The 16,362-nt window shown below is 60.4% G+C and carries 17 protein-coding genes; 7 read left to right on the top strand and 10 right to left on the bottom strand.

The window, feature by feature from the left end; translation table 11 throughout:
- Positions 1 to 40: 40 nt before the first annotated feature.
- The gene (locus AB4Y85_RS08510; RefSeq protein ID WP_441984448.1) at positions 41 to 463 is read right to left on the bottom strand and encodes a YciI family protein; all 423 of its coding nucleotides are present in this window, start codon (positions 461 to 463) and stop codon (positions 41 to 43) included.
- A 14-nt stretch (positions 464 to 477) separates the two neighbouring features.
- Positions 478 to 909 (bottom strand): VOC family protein, encoded by a 432-nt coding sequence (locus AB4Y85_RS08515; RefSeq protein WP_441984449.1) that lies wholly within the window; start codon positions 907 to 909, stop codon positions 478 to 480.
- A gap of 57 nt (positions 910 to 966) precedes the next feature.
- Here AB4Y85_RS08515 and AB4Y85_RS08520 point away from each other — a divergent pair, with 57 nt between their 5' ends.
- Positions 967 to 1,677, top strand: coding sequence for a winged helix-turn-helix transcriptional regulator (locus AB4Y85_RS08520; RefSeq protein WP_441984450.1), 711 nt, complete (start codon positions 967 to 969; stop codon positions 1,675 to 1,677).
- Positions 1,678 to 1,706: 29 nt separating this feature from the next.
- On the opposite strand, the gene AB4Y85_RS08525 is transcribed toward AB4Y85_RS08520, so the two are convergent.
- Positions 1,707 to 1,973, bottom strand: a complete 267-nt coding sequence (locus AB4Y85_RS08525; RefSeq protein ID WP_441984451.1) for an HNH endonuclease — start codon at positions 1,971 to 1,973, stop codon at positions 1,707 to 1,709.
- Positions 1,974 to 2,086: 113 nt separating this feature from the next.
- Between AB4Y85_RS08525 and AB4Y85_RS08530 the strand changes: the two genes are divergently transcribed.
- Together AB4Y85_RS08530 and AB4Y85_RS08535 are read left to right on the top strand one after the other, a co-directional pair.
- Positions 2,087 to 2,638, top strand: coding sequence for a BON domain-containing protein (locus AB4Y85_RS08530; protein WP_441984452.1), 552 nt, complete (start codon positions 2,087 to 2,089; stop codon positions 2,636 to 2,638).
- Positions 2,639 to 2,762: 124 nt separating this feature from the next.
- Positions 2,763 to 3,611, top strand: a complete 849-nt coding sequence (locus tag AB4Y85_RS08535; protein WP_441984453.1) for a sulfite exporter TauE/SafE family protein — start codon at positions 2,763 to 2,765, stop codon at positions 3,609 to 3,611.
- Here the strand turns inward: AB4Y85_RS08535 and AB4Y85_RS08540 are convergent.
- A complete protein-coding gene (locus AB4Y85_RS08540) occupies positions 3,608 to 3,811 on the bottom strand; it encodes a hypothetical protein (protein WP_441984454.1) in 204 nt (67 codons plus the stop codon). The genes AB4Y85_RS08535 and AB4Y85_RS08540 overlap by 4 nt on opposite strands.
- Positions 3,812 to 3,991: 180 nt before the next feature.
- Here AB4Y85_RS08540 and AB4Y85_RS08545 point away from each other — a divergent pair, with 180 nt between their 5' ends.
- Positions 3,992 to 4,834 (top strand): MipA/OmpV family protein, encoded by an 843-nt coding sequence (locus AB4Y85_RS08545; protein ID WP_441984455.1) that lies wholly within the window; start codon positions 3,992 to 3,994, stop codon positions 4,832 to 4,834.
- Positions 4,835 to 4,912: 78 nt separating this feature from the next.
- Here AB4Y85_RS08545 and AB4Y85_RS08550 read toward each other — a convergent pair whose 3' ends face one another.
- Genes AB4Y85_RS08550 through AB4Y85_RS08560 form a run of 3 tightly spaced genes read right to left on the bottom strand, consistent with a single transcriptional unit; the run spans position 4,913 to position 8,308 of the window.
- Positions 4,913 to 5,299 carry a 6-carboxytetrahydropterin synthase gene (locus AB4Y85_RS08550; RefSeq protein ID WP_441984456.1) on the bottom strand — a complete coding sequence of 129 codons (387 nt, stop codon included), beginning with the start codon at positions 5,297 to 5,299 and terminating at the stop codon, positions 4,913 to 4,915.
- 49 nt (positions 5,300 to 5,348) lie between these two features.
- Positions 5,349 to 7,769, bottom strand: a complete 2,421-nt coding sequence (locus AB4Y85_RS08555) for a putative bifunctional diguanylate cyclase/phosphodiesterase (protein WP_441984457.1) — start codon at positions 7,767 to 7,769, stop codon at positions 5,349 to 5,351.
- Between the two features lie 29 nt (positions 7,770 to 7,798).
- Positions 7,799 to 8,308, bottom strand: coding sequence for a molybdopterin-dependent oxidoreductase (locus tag AB4Y85_RS08560; RefSeq protein WP_441984458.1), 510 nt, complete (start codon positions 8,306 to 8,308; stop codon positions 7,799 to 7,801).
- A 412-nt stretch (positions 8,309 to 8,720) separates the two neighbouring features.
- Between AB4Y85_RS08560 and AB4Y85_RS08565 the strand changes: the two genes are divergently transcribed.
- Positions 8,721 to 9,518 carry a TylF/MycF/NovP-related O-methyltransferase gene (locus AB4Y85_RS08565; RefSeq protein ID WP_441984459.1) on the top strand — a complete coding sequence of 266 codons (798 nt, stop codon included), beginning with the start codon at positions 8,721 to 8,723 and terminating at the stop codon, positions 9,516 to 9,518.
- Between the two features lie 67 nt (positions 9,519 to 9,585).
- Here the strand turns inward: AB4Y85_RS08565 and AB4Y85_RS08570 are convergent, their stop codons facing one another.
- The 3 genes from AB4Y85_RS08570 to AB4Y85_RS08580 form a co-directional block, all read right to left on the bottom strand.
- Positions 9,586 to 10,524: a ring-cleaving dioxygenase gene (locus AB4Y85_RS08570; protein ID WP_441984460.1), complete on the bottom strand. Its 939-nt coding sequence runs from the start codon at positions 10,522 to 10,524 to the stop codon at positions 9,586 to 9,588.
- Between the two features lie 233 nt (positions 10,525 to 10,757).
- Positions 10,758 to 12,194: a M20 family metallopeptidase gene (locus tag AB4Y85_RS08575; RefSeq protein WP_441984461.1), complete on the bottom strand. Its 1,437-nt coding sequence runs from the start codon at positions 12,192 to 12,194 to the stop codon at positions 10,758 to 10,760.
- A 76-nt stretch (positions 12,195 to 12,270) separates the two neighbouring features.
- The gene (locus AB4Y85_RS08580) at positions 12,271 to 14,124 is read right to left on the bottom strand and encodes an ABC transporter ATP-binding protein (RefSeq protein ID WP_441984462.1); all 1,854 of its coding nucleotides are present in this window, start codon (positions 14,122 to 14,124) and stop codon (positions 12,271 to 12,273) included.
- Positions 14,125 to 14,484: 360 nt separating this feature from the next.
- Here AB4Y85_RS08580 and AB4Y85_RS08585 point away from each other — a divergent pair, with 360 nt between their 5' ends.
- Both AB4Y85_RS08585 and AB4Y85_RS08590 read left to right on the top strand, forming a co-directional pair.
- Positions 14,485 to 15,030 (top strand): TRAP transporter small permease, encoded by a 546-nt coding sequence (locus tag AB4Y85_RS08585; protein WP_441984463.1) that lies wholly within the window; start codon positions 14,485 to 14,487, stop codon positions 15,028 to 15,030.
- Between the two features lie 5 nt (positions 15,031 to 15,035).
- Entirely contained in the window at positions 15,036 to 16,346 is a 1,311-nt protein-coding gene (locus AB4Y85_RS08590) for a TRAP transporter large permease (protein ID WP_441984464.1), read from the top strand.
- The last annotated feature ends 16 nt before the right edge of the window (positions 16,347 to 16,362 follow it).

Below are 16,362 nucleotides of genomic sequence, written 5' to 3' on the forward strand. Positions count from 1 at the left end.
CACTGATTCCGCTTCAGCTTTCACACAGCAACAATCTGCCTCAATGGCCGGCCATTTGCTCGCGGTTGCGGTCGTGCAACTCGGAGATTTCCGGGCTCATGACCTCAGCAAAATCCGCCATCTCGTAGAGCGGTCGGATCTCGATCTCGCTAGGCCCTGGCATCGGGTTGGGACAGCGCTTTACCCATTCGACCGCTTCAGTCAGATCCTTGACCTGCCAGAGCCAAAAACCGGCGACCAGTTCGTTGGTGGCGGCGAACGGCCCGTCGATAACGGTGCGGCTCGCGCCGTCGAAGGCCACGCGCTTGCCTTCAGACGACGGCTTCAATCCATCACCCGCCTGCATGATGCCGGCATTGACGAGCTCTTCATTGAACTTGCCCATGGCCTCAAAGAGCTCGCTCGAGGGCATGAGGCCCGCTTCGCTGTCCTTCGTCGCCTTCACGAGAACCATCACACGCATTGCCGTGTCCCCCATCAAGCGTTCGCCGCTTCGCTCATCGCAGCCTTCGCCGCCTCAAGATCCATCCACATGATCTCCCAAATATGACCATCCGGATCCTCGAAGCTGCGGCCATACATGAAGCCGTAATCCTGCGTGGGACCAGGATCGGCGCGTCCGCCGGCGGCGGTCGCCTTTGCGACGGTGCCATCCACCTCCTCACGACTGTCGGCGGACAGGCAGATCAGCACTTCGGTGGTGGTGCGCGAATCGGCAATCTTCTTCGTCGTGAACTGGCTGAACTTCTCATGGGTCAGCAGCATCACGTGAATAGTCTCGGAGATGACCATGCCGCTGGCGGTGTGATCACTGAATTGCGGGTTCTTGACGGCTCCGACAGCCTCGTAGAACGCGGTCGCGCGTGCCAAATCCGAAACCGGCAGATTGACGAAAATCATCTTGGGCATTGGGCGTTCCTCTCTTTGGTTTGACATTGATTCCTCATAAAGTTATAAAAAGCAACTATGAAGTTAGAAAAAATAACTGAAAAGGCCGAAGCGAAGTCCCGTAGATATTATGAGGACGCCTGCGCGGCGGCCCATGCCCTCGACCTCGTGGGCGAGCGCTGGGCCCTTCTTGTCATCCGTGAGCTCATGTTGGGGCCGAAGCGATTCAGCGACCTGAGGCTAAGCCTTCCCGGCATCAGCGCGAACGTCCTCACCCAGCGTCTCGAAGGGCTGGAGGCGGCGGGCGTTCTCATAAAGCGCAAGCTACCCCCGCCGGCGGCGATCCAGGTCTATGAGCTGACCGAATGGGGCTATGAGGCCGAACCGATCTTCCAGGCGCTGGGCCGCTGGGCCGCGCGCTCGCCCATGCACGATCCGACGCTGCCCTTCAGCGCGGCTTCCTTCTGCCTGTCGCTACGCACGATGATCGAGCCTAAAAATGCAGAAGGCATCGACGCCAAGATCGGCTTTCAATTGGCCGACGAGACTTATCTTGCACACCTGACCAACGGCGGCATCGAGATCGCGCGCGCCCCCATCGACGATGCCGATCTGGTCATGACGGGAACACCACCCATTCTCGCTGCAGCCATCTATGGCGGCCAGTCGCTGGACGCTCTCGAACAGGCCGGTGTGCTGGGCATCGAAGGTGACCGCGGGTTGGCGAAGCGCTTCGTGACGCTGTTCCCCCTGCCGGCAAAGGCTGCGCATCCGGACGGGGCAGCTTAAGGCCCGAATGCTTTCAGCGACTGGAACTCTTAAACCTTGCGCGTCTTCAGCGCGCGGAACTCCTGCGCATCCATGATACCGCGCTCGTTGTTGCAGGCTTGGCAGGCGAGCACGAGATTGGCCTGATTGAGCGGCCCGCCCATCGAGCGGGGTAACACATGGTCAAGCGTGGCGAGATGCGGCGAGCGGCTCAAGCCTTTCTGCAACCGATGAGTCTGCACGCCGCAATAGACGCAAGCGCCGCCATCGCGCGCGAAGATGGCCTCGAACAGCTTGATGCGTTGCTGGGCTTTCATGAAGCGGGAACCAGGGAAGGGCGGGATTGTTGCTCTGACAGGAAAGATGGCATCAGATCGATCCCAAAAGCGTAAATCCACTTTTGGGTCCGATGCCATGGTTGGAGGACGCCATGGTAGACCCCCGCCGCAGGAATCGAAACCCCTCTCGCGATGACAACGGTTATGGCGACGTGCCTCAGGGCGGCGCAGTCGGCCTGCGCGGCGACAGCCGGGAATATCCCAGTGGCTATGGACGTCCGCGCGAAGGTTTCGCAGGCGGCGTGATCGAGGATGGGCATCGCGGGCCACCTGACGATGAAGGCTTCGCACCTTCTTACGACAGGCGTCGCTCCGGGCTTGGCGCTTTCGGTGACCGCGATCCCAACGATCCGGACCTGCGCTCGGATGACGACGCCGGGTCAGGGCCGTCGGGCCTGCACCGGGGGCGTGGACCTAAGGGCTACAAGCGCACTGACGACCGCATTCATGAGGATGTGTGCGAACGTCTCACGCATGACCGCTTCATCGATGCATCCGATGTGGAAGTGAACGTGTCGAAGGGCGAGGTCACACTCTCTGGCACCGTCTCCAGCCGTGGTCTCAAACGGCGGGCGGAGGATCTCGCCGAAATGGCCTCGGGCGTGACGCACGTACAGAACAATCTACGGGTCGAGGGTGTGTGACGCCTAACGCGCCCGATGCGTGGGATCAGGCTCAAGACCCCACGAAGGCATGCCTTGCATTCATGCGTCAAAGGTTCCATGACGCTTCCATCGGTGCCCCTCCCTTCTCTCCGGTGGTTTCCTCATGTTTGGCATTCCCCTTTTCGATCTCGCTTGGCTTATCGTTGCGCTTCTCGCGGCGGGAGCGATCACCGGCTTGCTCGCCGGCGTGTTCGGGGTCGGCGGCGGTGCCGTGGCCGTACCCATTCTCTACGAGCTTTTCCGCATCCTCGAAGTGCCCGACGAAATTCGTATGCCCCTGTGTGTGGGCACCTCGCTCGCCATCATCGTGCCCACCTCCATCCGCTCCTTCAAGGCTCACCACGCCAAGGGCGCGGTCGACATGTCGATCCTCAAGGTATGGGCCACTCCCGTCGTGCTCGGCGTCGCCGTAGGCAGCGTCATTGCCCGCTATGCTCCGGCCGATCTGTTCAAGGGCGTCTTCGTGGTGGTGGCCGGCTTCTCGGCCATCCGCCTGCTCTTCGGCAAGGACACTTGGCGGCTGGGTCTCGACATGCCCTCCAAGCCGATCATGGTGGCCTATGGTTGGCTCATCGGCATTCTCTCGGCACTGATGGGGATCGGCGGCGGCCAGCTGTCGAACCTGTTCATGACCTTCTACAACCGCCCGATCCATCAGGCGATCGCCACTTCCTCGGGCCTGGGCATCCTGATCTCGATCCCCGGCGCGCTGGGCTACATCTATGCCGGCTGGCCGCATATGGCCGATTACCCGAATGTCACCGCCTTCCAGCTGCCTCTGGCTCTGGGCTACGTGTCGGTGCTCGGCTTCATCCTGTTCATTCCGACAAGCGTATGGATGGCGCCGATCGGTGCGCGTCTGGCGCACCGCCTGTCGAAGAGGCGCCTGGAGGTGGCCTTCGGCATCTTCCTGCTGCTCGTCTGCGCAAGGTTTGCCGCAAGCCTGCTTTAAGGCACTTCAGGCTGCGGGGTCGGATAGATGACGGGCCTTTCCGGCTCCGGCGATTGTTCGGGCAGGGATGAGGGAGCGCTCGGCGACAGCGGCGCCGGCGGCGTTTCGGTCGGTGTCGGCATCACTGGCACAGGGTCAGTCGGCGGAGGCGTGGGGTAGAACTCGTCCGGCTGCGGGCGAGAGCTGGCGATCAGGGACAAGGCAAAGCTCCTTTTATCGACAACCGCTCCGGTGCAAGAAGGTTCGCGGATTGAACCGGCGCGCAGCGGCGTGCTGTTGCCGAGATGCAATCCGTTTACGAAAGTCGCATGAACCTGCCAGGATTTCGCGTGAATGCTTGACCTCACCGGCGATTGAGGTCACCACGGATGAGATCGATCATGCTCATGAGGTCCTGCACCATGCGGTTTCCGAAGTCCCTCGCTCTCGCCACCCTGCTGATGACGAGCGCGGCGTTACCGGCCCATGCTGCCGATCCCGCCTATTCTCCGTTGGTGCCGAACCTGCCCACGGGCTGGATCGTGACGTTGAAGGCCAACCTGAAGGTAGGACCTGCCTATCCCGGCGCCGACGACTGGGACTTCATCGGCTTCCCGTCTGTCAGCTTCCGTCGCGCCGGAACGGTGGAGCGCTTCAGCGCGCCCGATGACGGCCTGAGCTTCTCCTTCCTCGACGATTCCGCTCTGCGCTTCGGTGTGGTGGGGCGCTTCCAGGGCGGCCGCTATTATGAGGACAACAGAGAGCTTTTTGGCCTGAAGAAGATCGATTGGGCCGTCGAGCCCGGTCTCTTCGTGGAATATTGGCCGGTGGAATTCCTGCGCGCCCGCGCCGAGATACGCCGCGGCTTCAACGGCCATGAGGGCTTCGTCGCCGATCTCGGCCTCGATTATGTGCAGCGCTTCGGCGCTCTCACCGTCTCTCTCGGCCCACGCCTAGCGCTCGGCGACGACGAGTTCATGGAGACCTATTTCGGCGTGACGCCCGTCGAGGCGGCCCTTAACGGTCAGGTGACACCCTACGACCCGTCAGGCGGCATCACCTCCGTGGGTGCGACCCTGGGTGCGAGCTACAATTGGTCGGAGCAATGGTCCACGACGGCCTTCGTGACCTACAAGCACCTCGTGGGTGACGCGGCCGACAGCCCGATCGTGAAGCAGTTCGGCTCGGAGAATCAGGTCGGCGTCGGCCTGACCCTCTCCTACTCCTTCAGCACCGGCGGCTGATTTAGAATTCGACGGCTCAAACAAAAACCCGGGGCGTCCGATGCCCCGGGTTTTTTATTTCGTGCAATGGGATCTGGATCAGGCCGCGAGTGGAGTGCGCTCTTCGTTGCCGCCGCGATAGATGCAACCTTCCGTCGAACCCGGCATGCCGCGCTTCAGCTCGACTTCTTCCAGCCCTGGGAAACGCTGCTTCACGAGCCGCCAGATATAGGTGGTGACGTTCTCGAGCGAGGCGATGCCGATCTCGGGATTGAGATCGAGATTGCCGTGATCGAGGCCCGAGCCGTGATTGCCCTTGATCTCCGCGATGTAGTTCTCGACGTCATAAAGATTGACCGGCCAACCATAGACCTCATCGACATCGCCGCCGAAGGTGAGCTTGACGATGAAGGTGTGCCCGTGCAGCCCGGAATAGGGTTGCACCGAATGGGCCGCCTCGAACGTAAATTCGCAGTAAGTCTTCATGATCGGGTCTCCAAAGATTGGTCCGCAGGTCTGAAAAATCGAGGGGGCTTCAGGCCACCTCCGCCGTGCGCTTGAGCGCAGCGAGGGAGTGGCTGAGTTCACGGGCGGGCTTTGGCTTTCCGAAGTAATAGCCCTGCACCTCAGTGCATCCGGCGGCGCTGATCTGGAGGAACTGATCCTCTGTCTCCACGCCTTCCGCGACGGTGGTCATTCCAAGGCTCGCGCCGAGGCTCGCGATGGAGCGCACGATGGCCAGGCAATCCGCCCGCGACGACATTTCCCGCACGAAGGACTGGTCGATCTTGATCTTGTCGAACGGGAAGCTGCGCAAGTAGCTCAAGCTGGAATAGCCGGTCCCGAAATCGTCCATTGCGATGCGCACGCCGAGACGACGCAACTGATGCAGGGTCGCGACGGTCATCTCGTTGTCCTGCAACAATACGGATTCCGTGATCTCCAGCTCGACCCGCTCGGGCGCAAGGCCGGATCGCGCGAGGGCGCGGCCGACGCTCTGTACGAGGGTGCGATTGCGGAACTGTACCGGCGACAGGTTGACGGCCACCTTGATGTTCTTCGGCCACTGCGTCGCCACCATGCAGGCCTGTTCGAGAACCCAATCGCCGACGCTGGCGATGAGACCGATATCCTCGGCGACCGGGATGAACTCGCCAGGCGATACGAGGCCGCGCTCGGGATGACGCCAGCGCAGCAGCGCCTCGAAGCCGCTGATCTCGTTGGCGCGGATGTTGATCTGCGGCTGGAAGAAGAGCTCGAACTCCTTGTTGGGCAGCGCCTTGCGTAGATCCATTTCCAACGCGCGGCGTGCCTGCAGCTGCGCGTCCATCTCTGGCTCGAAGAAGCGATAGATGCCGCGTCCTTCCGCCTTGGCCCGGTAGAGCGCGAGGTCCGCCTGCTTCAGGAGATGGTCGGGCGAGGGATTGTCCCCGGATGCGAGCGCGATGCCGATGCTGGTGCCGATCACGATCTCCTGGCCTTCGAGATCGTAGGGCATGCCGATGGCTTCGCAGATGCGCGTGGACAGCGTCGCGCATTCCTGCGGCTCCGAGACGATCTGTAGAATCGCGAACTCATCGCCGCCGAGACGCGCCACCACGTCCTGGTTCCGGATGCAGCTGCGCAGGCGCGCCGCCACCGCCTGGAGCAGGATGTCGCCGGTCTCGTGCCCGAGCGAATCGTTCACATCCTTGAAGCGGTCGAGGTCGAGGCAGAGCACGGCCACGAGCTTGTTCTGGCGCTCGGCATCGACGAGCGCATGCTCCAGCTGCTGACGGAAGAGAACACGGTTGGCGAGATCGGTGAGCGCATCGTGATGCGCCATGTAGGCAATCTGCGATTCCGCCTGCCGGCGTTCCGTGATGTCTTCGTAGGTGGCCACCCAACCGCCATTCGACATGGGCTGGTGCGAGATCGCGAAAGTCTGGCCGTCGGACTGCTCCTGAATGAACGTGAATTGCTGCCGGTTGCGCATGAGCTCCTGCTGCTCGATCAAAATCTGCCGCAGGGCCTCGGCGTTCCGCCACGGACGCGCGGTCGCCTGCTCCAGCAATCCACCCAGAGTCGCGCCGGGTTGCACCGAGCCGTCGAGGCCGAAGAGATGCGCGAAACGTGCATTGAACACGATGATGCGTTCGTTGTTGTCCACCATGCACAGGCCATGGGACATATTGTTGAGCGCGGCATCGAAGCGGTCGTTCTGCGTCCTGAGCTCGTGCTCCTGGCGCTGCAATGCTTCATTCCGCAGCTGCAACTCCTCATAGGCGCTGCCGAGCGCCTTGTTGGTGCGCTCCAGCTTCACCGACATGTTCTGGAAATTGTCGGCGAGAAGCCGCAGCTCCCGTTGCGCCTTTTCCAGAAGCCTGTTGTGCCAACCGAGAAGCGCCAGCAGAACGAGACCCAGCGCGATGAGCCCTGCCGCCAAGCTCGAGAACAGCCAATGCAGGCGGATCAGCTCCTGCTGGTCCTGTTCGACTCTTTGGCCACCAAAGTGAAGAGCGGCCGCAGCCAGACCTGCGAGCTTGAGATCCAACCTCTCCAGCGTCCTGACAATGCTCAGTGCGGCTTCGGGCGTGTCCAGGTTCTCGATGAAAGGCTGGATCTCCGCCAGCGTTTTCCCCAGCTCTTCGACAGCCTCCTGCCATTCGGGCGCGGCGCGGAGAAATTCCCTGAATTCACCTGACCGAAGAAGGTCTGACCTGCTAACCATGATATCATAGCGCAGGCCGACCTCATCCTTGTTCACAGTCGGATCCTGCGCCGCATAGGCGCTGAGGCGCTGTTCCAGACGCGCGAACTCATACATCGCTGCGCTGGCATGCCAAGGCATGTTGTACCGCGCGACTTGTTTGAGGACTTCCTGACGCTCGACAATCAGAATCGAAATGTAAGCGGCGGAGAGGATGAAGCCCGCTATGACGACAGCAAGAACAATTTTGAGCGCGCGAAGCGACAAACCATTTTTCTCCGATGCACGATGCCCGATTACTTCACTGTGATCTTGGAGACCTGCCACACCGATCGGCCATAATAAGTCTGGTGTTTCAGCTCAGGGTCGCTGTCAAAAGGATAGACGATGAACAGAGGCCCTTTGTCGCGAACGGACATGTACTGGCCATTCTGCTTCGTTGCGAGAATGACGTTGTATTTCATGATGTCGGTGAAAGGGATGTCGCTACTGTAGTCGTTCAGCGCCGTGACCACGATGTGCCCACCCTTGGCGCCGAGATACTGCATGAGCTTGGCCAAAGGTACCCCTTCGAACTTCACCGGCTCAGGATACCAGGGTGTTCCTGTCTCATAAGAGATCGTGCCCACGGCTTCGAGCATGGCGCGGTCGAACACCGCCGTACCGCCCTGGTTCGTAACCGAGATGTTTCCCGAGACCGTCAGGATCGGCCTGTCTTTCGGGGCCGGTAGCGTTTGCGCTTCCGCAGCGCCTATCCCCGACAAGCCAAGAAACGCAATGATTGCAGCTAGAACAAAGTTTCGCATCTTAAATCAGGCAAGCCCGCCCCCTTTTAGCAAACTGTAGTTACTCTTAGAGTTGGGTGCGGGTAAAATTATATTTACAGAGAGTATTAAATATTTTTTCTTATGAAACTTTATCACGTTATATAAAGTCATTATTTTCCTAGACTCTCTAATGCCTCTGTTCTTGGATATCACGGCATAGCAAAAATATTTTTGAGCATCTTCACGGCACCAGACGGCATCGGTCGAGGTCCTTATTTAAGGTGGGCAGCAAATTTACGTAATGTCATACTGTTAACGACCATAAACTTGTCTTGTAGCGTGCCCCTATTGCTCGTTATCTACCCTCACAGCTCCTTCGCCTTTCCTGTCCTGCCCTCACAAGCCTAAGACATGGAAACGATGCACGCGCCCAAAGCCGGTGAGAGAAAAAATGAAGAATACATACACGCAAAAAGATATAAACCAGCAAACTTATAAGATTCAAAATGGCGAATTATCGAGCCGTACCGAGAACGATATGCTGTTGGATACACGTCTTCTATCGATTTCAAAGGATTTGCTTCCTCAATATGGAGGAAACTGGAATTTTCACAACATGGTTACGCTCAAGCAAAAGGCCTTGAGCCGTATCATCTATTATCACGAACTTTATCAGAAGATCCTCGACGTACCAGGCGTGATCTGCGAATTCGGGGTCCAATGGGGCGCCAGCCTCGCGCTCTTGCAGAACTTCCGCGGAATGTACGAGCCCAACAATGTTTCAAGAACAATATTTGGTTTCGACACCTTCGAAGGCTTTTCAACGGTCGACGGCAAAGATGGCGACTTTGCCGAAATCGGCGATTACAGATCGCTGCCGAACTATGAGAACATCCTTGAAGAGATATTGAGCATTCACGAAGGCCTGCACGCGATCAGCCACATCAAAAAGTTCGAGCTTATAAAAGGCGATGCCTCGAAGACCATCGACGGATGGCTCGAGAGGAATCCGCATGCGATCGTGTCGATGGCGATCTTCGATATGGACGTCTACAAGCCGACCAAGGACGTTCTTGAAAAGATCATGCCAAGACTTGTGAAAGGCTCCCTTCTCGTCTTCGACGAACTGAACTGCCCGCAACTCCCCGGTGAAACGCTTGCCGTTCAAGAAGTACTGGGTCTGAACAACATCAGGCTCAAGCGCCATCCGCTTCAAAGCTACTGCGCCTGGGGCGTGTTCGGCGAATAAGCTTATGCTTCCAAACGGCTTCTGAGCCGCTTCGCTTGTACAAGCGAAGCGGCTCAGAAGATTGGGATTAAAGCGGCTTGAGACCTGCCTCGATCTCGTCACGGCGCGGCTCCAGGAAGGGCGGCAGCGCCAGGGACTCGCCGAGCTTGTCCATCGGCTCGTCGGTGGCAAAGCCGGGGCCGTCGGTGGCGATCTCGAAGAGAATGCCGTTGGGCTCGCGGAAATAGAGGCTGCGGAAGTAGTAGCGATCCACCGGGCCGCTCGACGGCGCGCGCAGCGTCTGCAGGCGCTCCCAGCATTCCTGGTAGCTCTTCTCGTCCGGCGTGCGGAATGCGACGTGGTGCACGCCGCCCGCGCCCTGTTGCGCGAAGGGCAGATCCGGCTCGACGGCGACATGCAACTCGGCGGCAGGCCCGCCCTCGCCCATCTCGAACACATGAACCGGCGTATCGCCGATGCGGTATTCGTTGCCGGCGCGCATATCCATGGCTGCCGTCAGAACGACGGCGGTGCGGTCGAGCTTCGGCACGCTGATCGTGATCGGCCCAAGGCCCCGGATCTGATACTCGGCAGGCACGGGGCTTCGATCCCACGGATAGGCATCGCCCTTACCGCCGTCATCGACGAGGCTCAGCCGCTGACCCTCGAAATCCTCGAAATCGAGAACGAGGCGTCCGTTGCGCTCCGTGATGCCCTGATGCTCGATCTTCAGGGAGTCGAACCGATCCTTCCACCAGGCGAGAGCCTTCTCGCCGTTCACGCGCAGGCCCGTCTGCGAGATGCTGTGCGTCCCGCGCCGCTCGCGCCCCACCGGCCAGTCGAAGAAGGTGATGTCGGTGCCGGGCGTCGCCTGCCCGTCGGCGTAGAACAGGTGATAGGCGCTCACATCATCCTGGTTCACCGTCTTCTTCACGAGGCGCATGCCGAGCGCCTGGGTGTAGAAGTCATGATTGCGCTTTGCATCGGCGGTGATGGCCGTGAGATGATGAATTCCGGTCAGGTTCATGGGATCGCTCCATTCGTTGACCGGAAGATAAGTCTGCACACCTGCAAGAGCGATAGCCGCGAATGCCAAAGTGGGATTGCTTGGATGCAAGCTGAGGCTCTTAATGCTCTCCTGTCATCACCGGCCTTGTGCCGGTGATCCCGATGCATTGAAGTGACGCGCCTTTCCAATCGGGATGGCCGGGACAAGCCCGGCCATGACGTGGAGAGTGTTGGCGTCCTTCGTTCCTTTAACTATGCCACCTTCTTGCGCAGATCGTCAGGCGTCACTTCCGGCGGGATCGGGCAGAGATAGGCCCGGCCGCCGGTGCGCTCCTTCAGCTCCGCCTTGGCGCGGGCGATGATGTCGGGATTGCGCAAGACATCCGCCGCCGTGGTGGCCATGGCCTTGGCGGCGAGTACCATGCCTTTGTGGGCGGCGGGCAGGTTGCCCTGGGTGACGAGCTGCCAGGTATGGAAAGGGGTGCCGATGGCGAAGCACGCGGTGTGGCACTGAACCGTCGGCACGATCCAGCTCACATCGCCCACATCGGTGGTGCCCATCATTACTTCCTCGCGTGTCGGAATGGAGAGCAGGCCGTCGTGGAGCACTTGCGTCTTTAGCGACAGGTCGTGCGGCTTCACGCTGGCGAGGATATCCTCGTCGGTGAGCGCATCCTTCTGCAGCTTTCCGGCAAAATCGTAATCCGCCTTGTCGAAGCCCGGCCCGCCGAGCCGCTTCATGTTCTCGTACATCACCTCCTGCAGCACCTTGTTCGGCACGACATTGGAGGTGGCGTCCGTAATCTGCACGGAAACCGACGTTTCCGTCATGAGGCCCGCGCCCTCCGCGATCTTCTTCACGCGCTCGAACAAACGCTCCGCATCCGGCAGATGCGGCGACCGCACGAGATAGAGCGATTCCGCATAAGCCTGCACCACGTTCGGCGCATCTCCGCCTGTATTGGTGATAGCGTAATGCACGCGCGCATCGGACGGCATGTGCTCGCGCATGTAGTTCACGCCCACATTCATGAGTTCCACCGCATCGAGCGCGCTGCGCCCCACATGAGGCGCTGCGGCCGCGTGCGCGGCGCGGCCCTTGAAGCGGAAATAGGCCTGGATGCAGGCGAGCGACGAGGTGGTCTGCACCTCGTTGACGATGCTCGGATGCCAGCAGAAGGCCGCATCGAGATCGTCGAACAGGCCTGCGCGCGCCATGAAGGTCTTGCCCGATCCGCTCTCCTCAGCCGGACAGCCGTAATAGCGCACGGTACCGGCAATGCCCTCCGCTTCCAGCGCATCTTTCAGCGCAACGGCGGCAAGCGCCGAACCGGCGCCGAGTAGGTTGTGGCCGCAGCCATGGCCGGGCGATCCGGCAACCGTCGGCTGATGCCCCGTCACGCCCGAGACCTGCGCGAGATCGGGCAGAGCATCGAATTCGCCCAAAATGCCAACGATGGGACCGCCGCTGCCGTATTCCGCGATAAAGGCCGTCGCCATGCCGCCGACCTTCTGAGTGATCCGGAAGCCCTCAGCTTCCAGCATCGCGATCTGCGCAACAACCGAGCGATACTCTTCAAACGCAAGTTCGGGCGTAGCCCAGATGCGGTCGCTCAAATCGCAATAGGCGGAAGCCTTCGCCTCAACACGGCGCACAACTTCATCGAGGCTGAGACGGTCGTTCTGCATGATTGGGAACACTCACGGTTTTAAAAGTTTGCGCAACCTAAACCCGTTCCGCGGCGGATGGAAGGCCGTGCGACGTTCAGCCGACCGCTCCGCGTCTGCTCTTACGATCCTGAAGGAATCCACCCGATTGGCGGCTCCATAGACCGGCATAGATGCCGCCATGCGCTAACAGCTCCGCATGCGATCCCTCCTCGATGATCTGGCCTTCATCCATGACGATGAGGCGGTCCATGAGTTGCAGGGTGGAGAGGCGGTGAGCGATGGCGATCACGGTCTTGCCTTCCATCAGCCTGGCGAGCGATTCCTGGATCGCGGCTTCTACTTCGGAATCGAGCGCGGAAGTCGCCTCGTCCAGCACCAGGATCGGTGCATCTTTCAAGATCACCCGGGCAATGGCGATGCGCTGGCGCTGGCCGCCGGAGAGCTTCACGCCGCGCTCGCCCACATGGGCGTCATAACCGCGTCTTCCTTTTCCATCGACGAGGCGCTCGATGAAATCCGTCGCATGCGCCTGCCGGGCGGCGTCATGCACCGCCTCCTCGCCCGCATCGGGCCGCCCGTAGAGAATGTTTTCGGCAATCGAGCGATGCAGCAGCGACGTATCCTGCGTCACCACGGAGATCTGCCCGCGCAGGCTTTCCTCGCGCACATCCGCAATGTCCTGCCCGTCGATGAGGATGCGGCCCTGCTGCGGCTCGAAGAAGCGCAAGGCGAGGTTGACGAGCGTCGTCTTGCCCACGCCCGAGCGGCCGACGAGGCCGATCTTCTCGCCGGGTTTGATGGTGAGGCTCAAATCATCGAGCACCTTGTCGCCATCGCCGTAGGAGAAGGAGACGTTCTCCAAACGGATCTCGCCGCGCGTCACCGTCAGCGGCAGAGCATCCGGCTTGTCCTGCATGGTTAGCGGGCGCGAGATGGTCTTCATGCCCTCCTGCACCGTGCCGACATTCTCGAAGATGCCCATGACCTCGAAGGCGACCCAGCCCGACATGGAGACGATCTGGCTTGAGAGCAAAATCGCCGTGGTCATCATGCCCGCGTCCAAGCGGTTCATGCTGAACAGCCACACGGCGACGCCGCCCATCGCCACGAGGAAGAGGCCGTTGAGGATAACGAGGCCCGCGCTGTAGAACGTGTTGAGCCGCTGCTGGCGCAGGAACACGTCGGTCAGGCGGCGATAGCCTTCGCTGATATAGTCATCCTCGTCCGTGCGGCGCCCAAAGAGTTTGACGGTCATGATGTTGGTGAAGCTGTCCACCACCTTGCCCGTCACGGCGGAGCGCACCTCGCTCGATTCACGGGAGCGGACCTTGATGCGCGGCAGGAAATAAACAAGCAGGCCCGCATAGATCACGAACCACCCGGCCATGGGCAGCGCGAGGCGGACATCCTGCGTGGCGAGCAACCCGATGGAGGCAGCACCGAAGATCAGGATCTGCCAGACTGCGCGCGCCACCGACAGAACGGTCTCGCGCAAAGGCCGCCCAGTCTGCAGCACGCGGTTGGCGATGCGGCCCGCGAAATCCTCCTGAAAGAAGCCGAGCGGCTGTCGCACCACGTGCCAGTAATTCTGCCAATGCACCATGTTGGTGAAGGATACGGCGAGCGAATGGTTGACCAGGAGGCGGAACAGAATCGTGCCGAGCGGCCGCACCACCAGGATGATGCCCGCCATGGCAGCCAACAGCAGCCCTGCCTCCTCCAAGATTCCCTCGGGCGATGTCTTCGAGAGCGCGTTGACGAGCTGGCCTATGAGATAAGGCACCAGCGCCTCGATCACTGCCAGCACGAAGCCGAGCGCGAACAGGGCCACGAACAGCCCCTTGGCCTGGGCGATGAAGTGCCAGTAGAAGCCCCACAGATTATCCGGCGGAGACGCCTCCGGCGGGCGCTTCGTGAAATCGATACGGTTCTCGAAAAAGCGAAACATCGGCCTCGATCATCATGCGTGAACCCGAATCAACGGGCAACAGGCCGCAATGATGCAACAATCTTTGGCCGGGGCGTGACAATTGTCCTGGCCCGGTATGGCCGATGGAAGTCTTGCGCGGTTTCTTCCCTCCCCGAAGGGAGAGAGGACATGCACTCTATTCTGCCAAGACCCCAGATCTCAGCGGCGCTCCGCCCAGAATGACACCGCAGCCAGCCCGCTTTTCCCGCAGGCAATTGCCGAATGGACATGCACTAAAGCCTTAAGCTTTTGCACTGGAAATCAACCGGACCCTTGTCCTACACTTTGCCTGCGGTAATTTCATAACGCTCTTCTTGTGTTGAAAGAAAACAGCCCTGCATGATCCGTTCCGTTCTCGACGGTCTCTACCTTTTCGCCGGCTACCTCGCGGGCCTTTTTCTTCTCGTGATCTTCCTGCTCATGATGGGTCTTTCCCTGGGGCGTGGCGTGGGGTTCAACATTCCTGCGGGCGATGATTTCGCATCCTGGTCCATGGCGGCGATGGCCTTCTTAGGGCTAGCCTACACCTTCCGCTCCGGCGAGATGATCAGGGTCGGTCTCATCACCGACCGGTTGCATGGCAGAGCCCGCTGGTGGTTCGAGATGTTCTCTCTCGTGATCGGCCTTGGCTTCGTCGGGTTCTTCGCCTGGCATGCGGTGCAGCTCACCTATGACAGCTATCGCTTCAACGACATGGCGCAGGGCGTCCTAGCGGTGCCCCTATGGATCCCGCAGATCGGCTATGCGACAGGCCTCGTGATTCTCTTCATCGCCTTCGTCGACGAATTCATTCATGTGTTGCGTGGGGGCGATCCGCGTTACGAGAAGCCCCCTGCCACCACCGCCGAAGAGGTGGTGGAACGCGCGATCCAGAGCGGAGTCTGAGGCCCATGGAACTCATCGAGATTTCGGGCCTGCTGCTCCTGTTGCTCGCGGTGCTGCTTGCGGGCGGCGTATGGATCGCGATTGCCCTCATGGCCTGCGGCTTCGTCGGCATGCAATTCGTGGGCGGTGGTATTCCGGCGGGCTCCGTGCTGGCCACCACGATCTGGGGCAATTCCGCATCATGGACGCTTGCTGGCTTGCCACTCTTCATCTGGATGGGCGAGATCCTGTTCCGCACGCGATTGTCGGAAGAGATGTTTCGCGGCCTCGCGCCCTGGCTCAACTGGCTTCCGGGCCGCTTGATGCATGTGAACGTGCTGGCCTGCGGCATCTTCGGTTCCGTATCCGGCTCATCCGCCGCCACCTGCGCGACTGTGGCGAAGATCGCGCTGCCGGAACTGAAGAAGCGCGGCTACGACGATACGGTGAGCCTAGGTTCGCTCGCGGGCGCCGGCACCCTCGGCATCCTCATTCCGCCCTCGATCACCATGGTGGTCTATGCGGTTGCGGCGAACGTCTCGATCATCCAGATTTTTCTGGCGGGCTTTCTGCCCGGCCTTCTCGTGATGGCGCTCTATTCCGGCTACATCGCCGTGTGGTCGATGCTCAATCCGTCGAAGTCTCCGCCGCCCGAGCCGAAGATGTCGTTTCGCGAGAAATTGCGGGAATCGACGAATCTCATTCCCGTAGCGCTGCTCATCCTGCTCGTGTTCCTCACGCTGCTGCTCGGCTGGGCCACAGCAACGGAATGCGCTGCCTGGGGCGTGCTCGGCTCGCTCGCCATCGCATGGTGGTCGGGCTCGCTGTCATGGGAATCGTTCTGGGCCAGCGTAATGGGCACCACGCGCATCACCTGCATGATCATGCTGATCCTTGCAGGCGCGTCCTTCATGTCCACATCCATGGCCTATACGGGCATTCCGCAGGCCCTAGCGACCTGGGTCGATGGGCTGCACCTGTCTCCTTATGCACTCATCGCCGCGCTCACGATCATGTATATCCTACTCGGCACGGCCCTCGACGGCATCTCGATGATCGTGCTCACCACAGCGGTGGTGATCCCCATGGTGAAGACGGCGGGATTCGATCTCATCTGGTTCGGCATCTTCCTCATTCTCGTGGTCGAGATGGCGGAGGTCTCGCCGCCCGTCGGCTTCAATCTCTTCGTGCTTCAAACCATGTCGGGCAAGGATTCGAACACGGTGGCGCTTGCTGCCTTGCCGTTCTTCTTCCTGCTCGTCGTCGCGGTCGCGATCATCACGGTGTTTCCGGAAATCGTAATGCTGCTGCCGCAAATCGCCTTCCCGGATTCATAAAATCAAAACTCCAGAG

Origin of the sequence: Microvirga sp. 2YAF29, assembly GCF_052114605.1 — a bacterium.
Taxonomy (GTDB): domain Bacteria; phylum Pseudomonadota; class Alphaproteobacteria; order Rhizobiales; family Beijerinckiaceae; genus Microvirga.

Bases quoted from the DNA above. Each gene is read 5' to 3' on its own strand.
- AB4Y85_RS08550 (WP_441984456.1), bottom strand. From the start codon at position 5,299: ATGAAGACTTACTGCGAATTTACGTTCGAGGCGGCCCATTCGGTGCAA.
- AB4Y85_RS08510 (WP_441984448.1), bottom strand. From the start codon at position 463: ATGCGTGTGATGGTTCTCGTGAAGGCGACGAAGGACAGCGAAGCGGGC.
- AB4Y85_RS08570 (WP_441984460.1), bottom strand. From the start codon at position 10,524: ATGAACCTGACCGGAATTCATCATCTCACGGCCATCACCGCCGATGCA.
- AB4Y85_RS08575 (WP_441984461.1), bottom strand. From the start codon at position 12,194: ATGCAGAACGACCGTCTCAGCCTCGATGAAGTTGTGCGCCGTGTTGAG.
- AB4Y85_RS08515 (WP_441984449.1), bottom strand. From the start codon at position 909: ATGCCCAAGATGATTTTCGTCAATCTGCCGGTTTCGGATTTGGCACGC.
- AB4Y85_RS08545 (WP_441984455.1), top strand. From the start codon at position 3,992: ATGCTCATGAGGTCCTGCACCATGCGGTTTCCGAAGTCCCTCGCTCTC.
- AB4Y85_RS08535 (WP_441984453.1), top strand. From the start codon at position 2,763: ATGTTTGGCATTCCCCTTTTCGATCTCGCTTGGCTTATCGTTGCGCTT.
- AB4Y85_RS08530 (WP_441984452.1), top strand. From the start codon at position 2,087: ATGGTAGACCCCCGCCGCAGGAATCGAAACCCCTCTCGCGATGACAAC.
- AB4Y85_RS08565 (WP_441984459.1), top strand. From the start codon at position 8,721: ATGAAGAATACATACACGCAAAAAGATATAAACCAGCAAACTTATAAG.
- AB4Y85_RS08560 (WP_441984458.1), bottom strand. From the start codon at position 8,308: ATGCGAAACTTTGTTCTAGCTGCAATCATTGCGTTTCTTGGCTTGTCG.
- AB4Y85_RS08590 (WP_441984464.1), top strand. From the start codon at position 15,036: ATGGAACTCATCGAGATTTCGGGCCTGCTGCTCCTGTTGCTCGCGGTG.
- AB4Y85_RS08525 (WP_441984451.1), bottom strand. From the start codon at position 1,973: ATGAAAGCCCAGCAACGCATCAAGCTGTTCGAGGCCATCTTCGCGCGC.
- AB4Y85_RS08520 (WP_441984450.1), top strand. From the start codon at position 967: ATGAAGTTAGAAAAAATAACTGAAAAGGCCGAAGCGAAGTCCCGTAGA.
- AB4Y85_RS08580 (WP_441984462.1), bottom strand. From the start codon at position 14,124: ATGTTTCGCTTTTTCGAGAACCGTATCGATTTCACGAAGCGCCCGCCG.
- AB4Y85_RS08585 (WP_441984463.1), top strand. From the start codon at position 14,485: ATGATCCGTTCCGTTCTCGACGGTCTCTACCTTTTCGCCGGCTACCTC.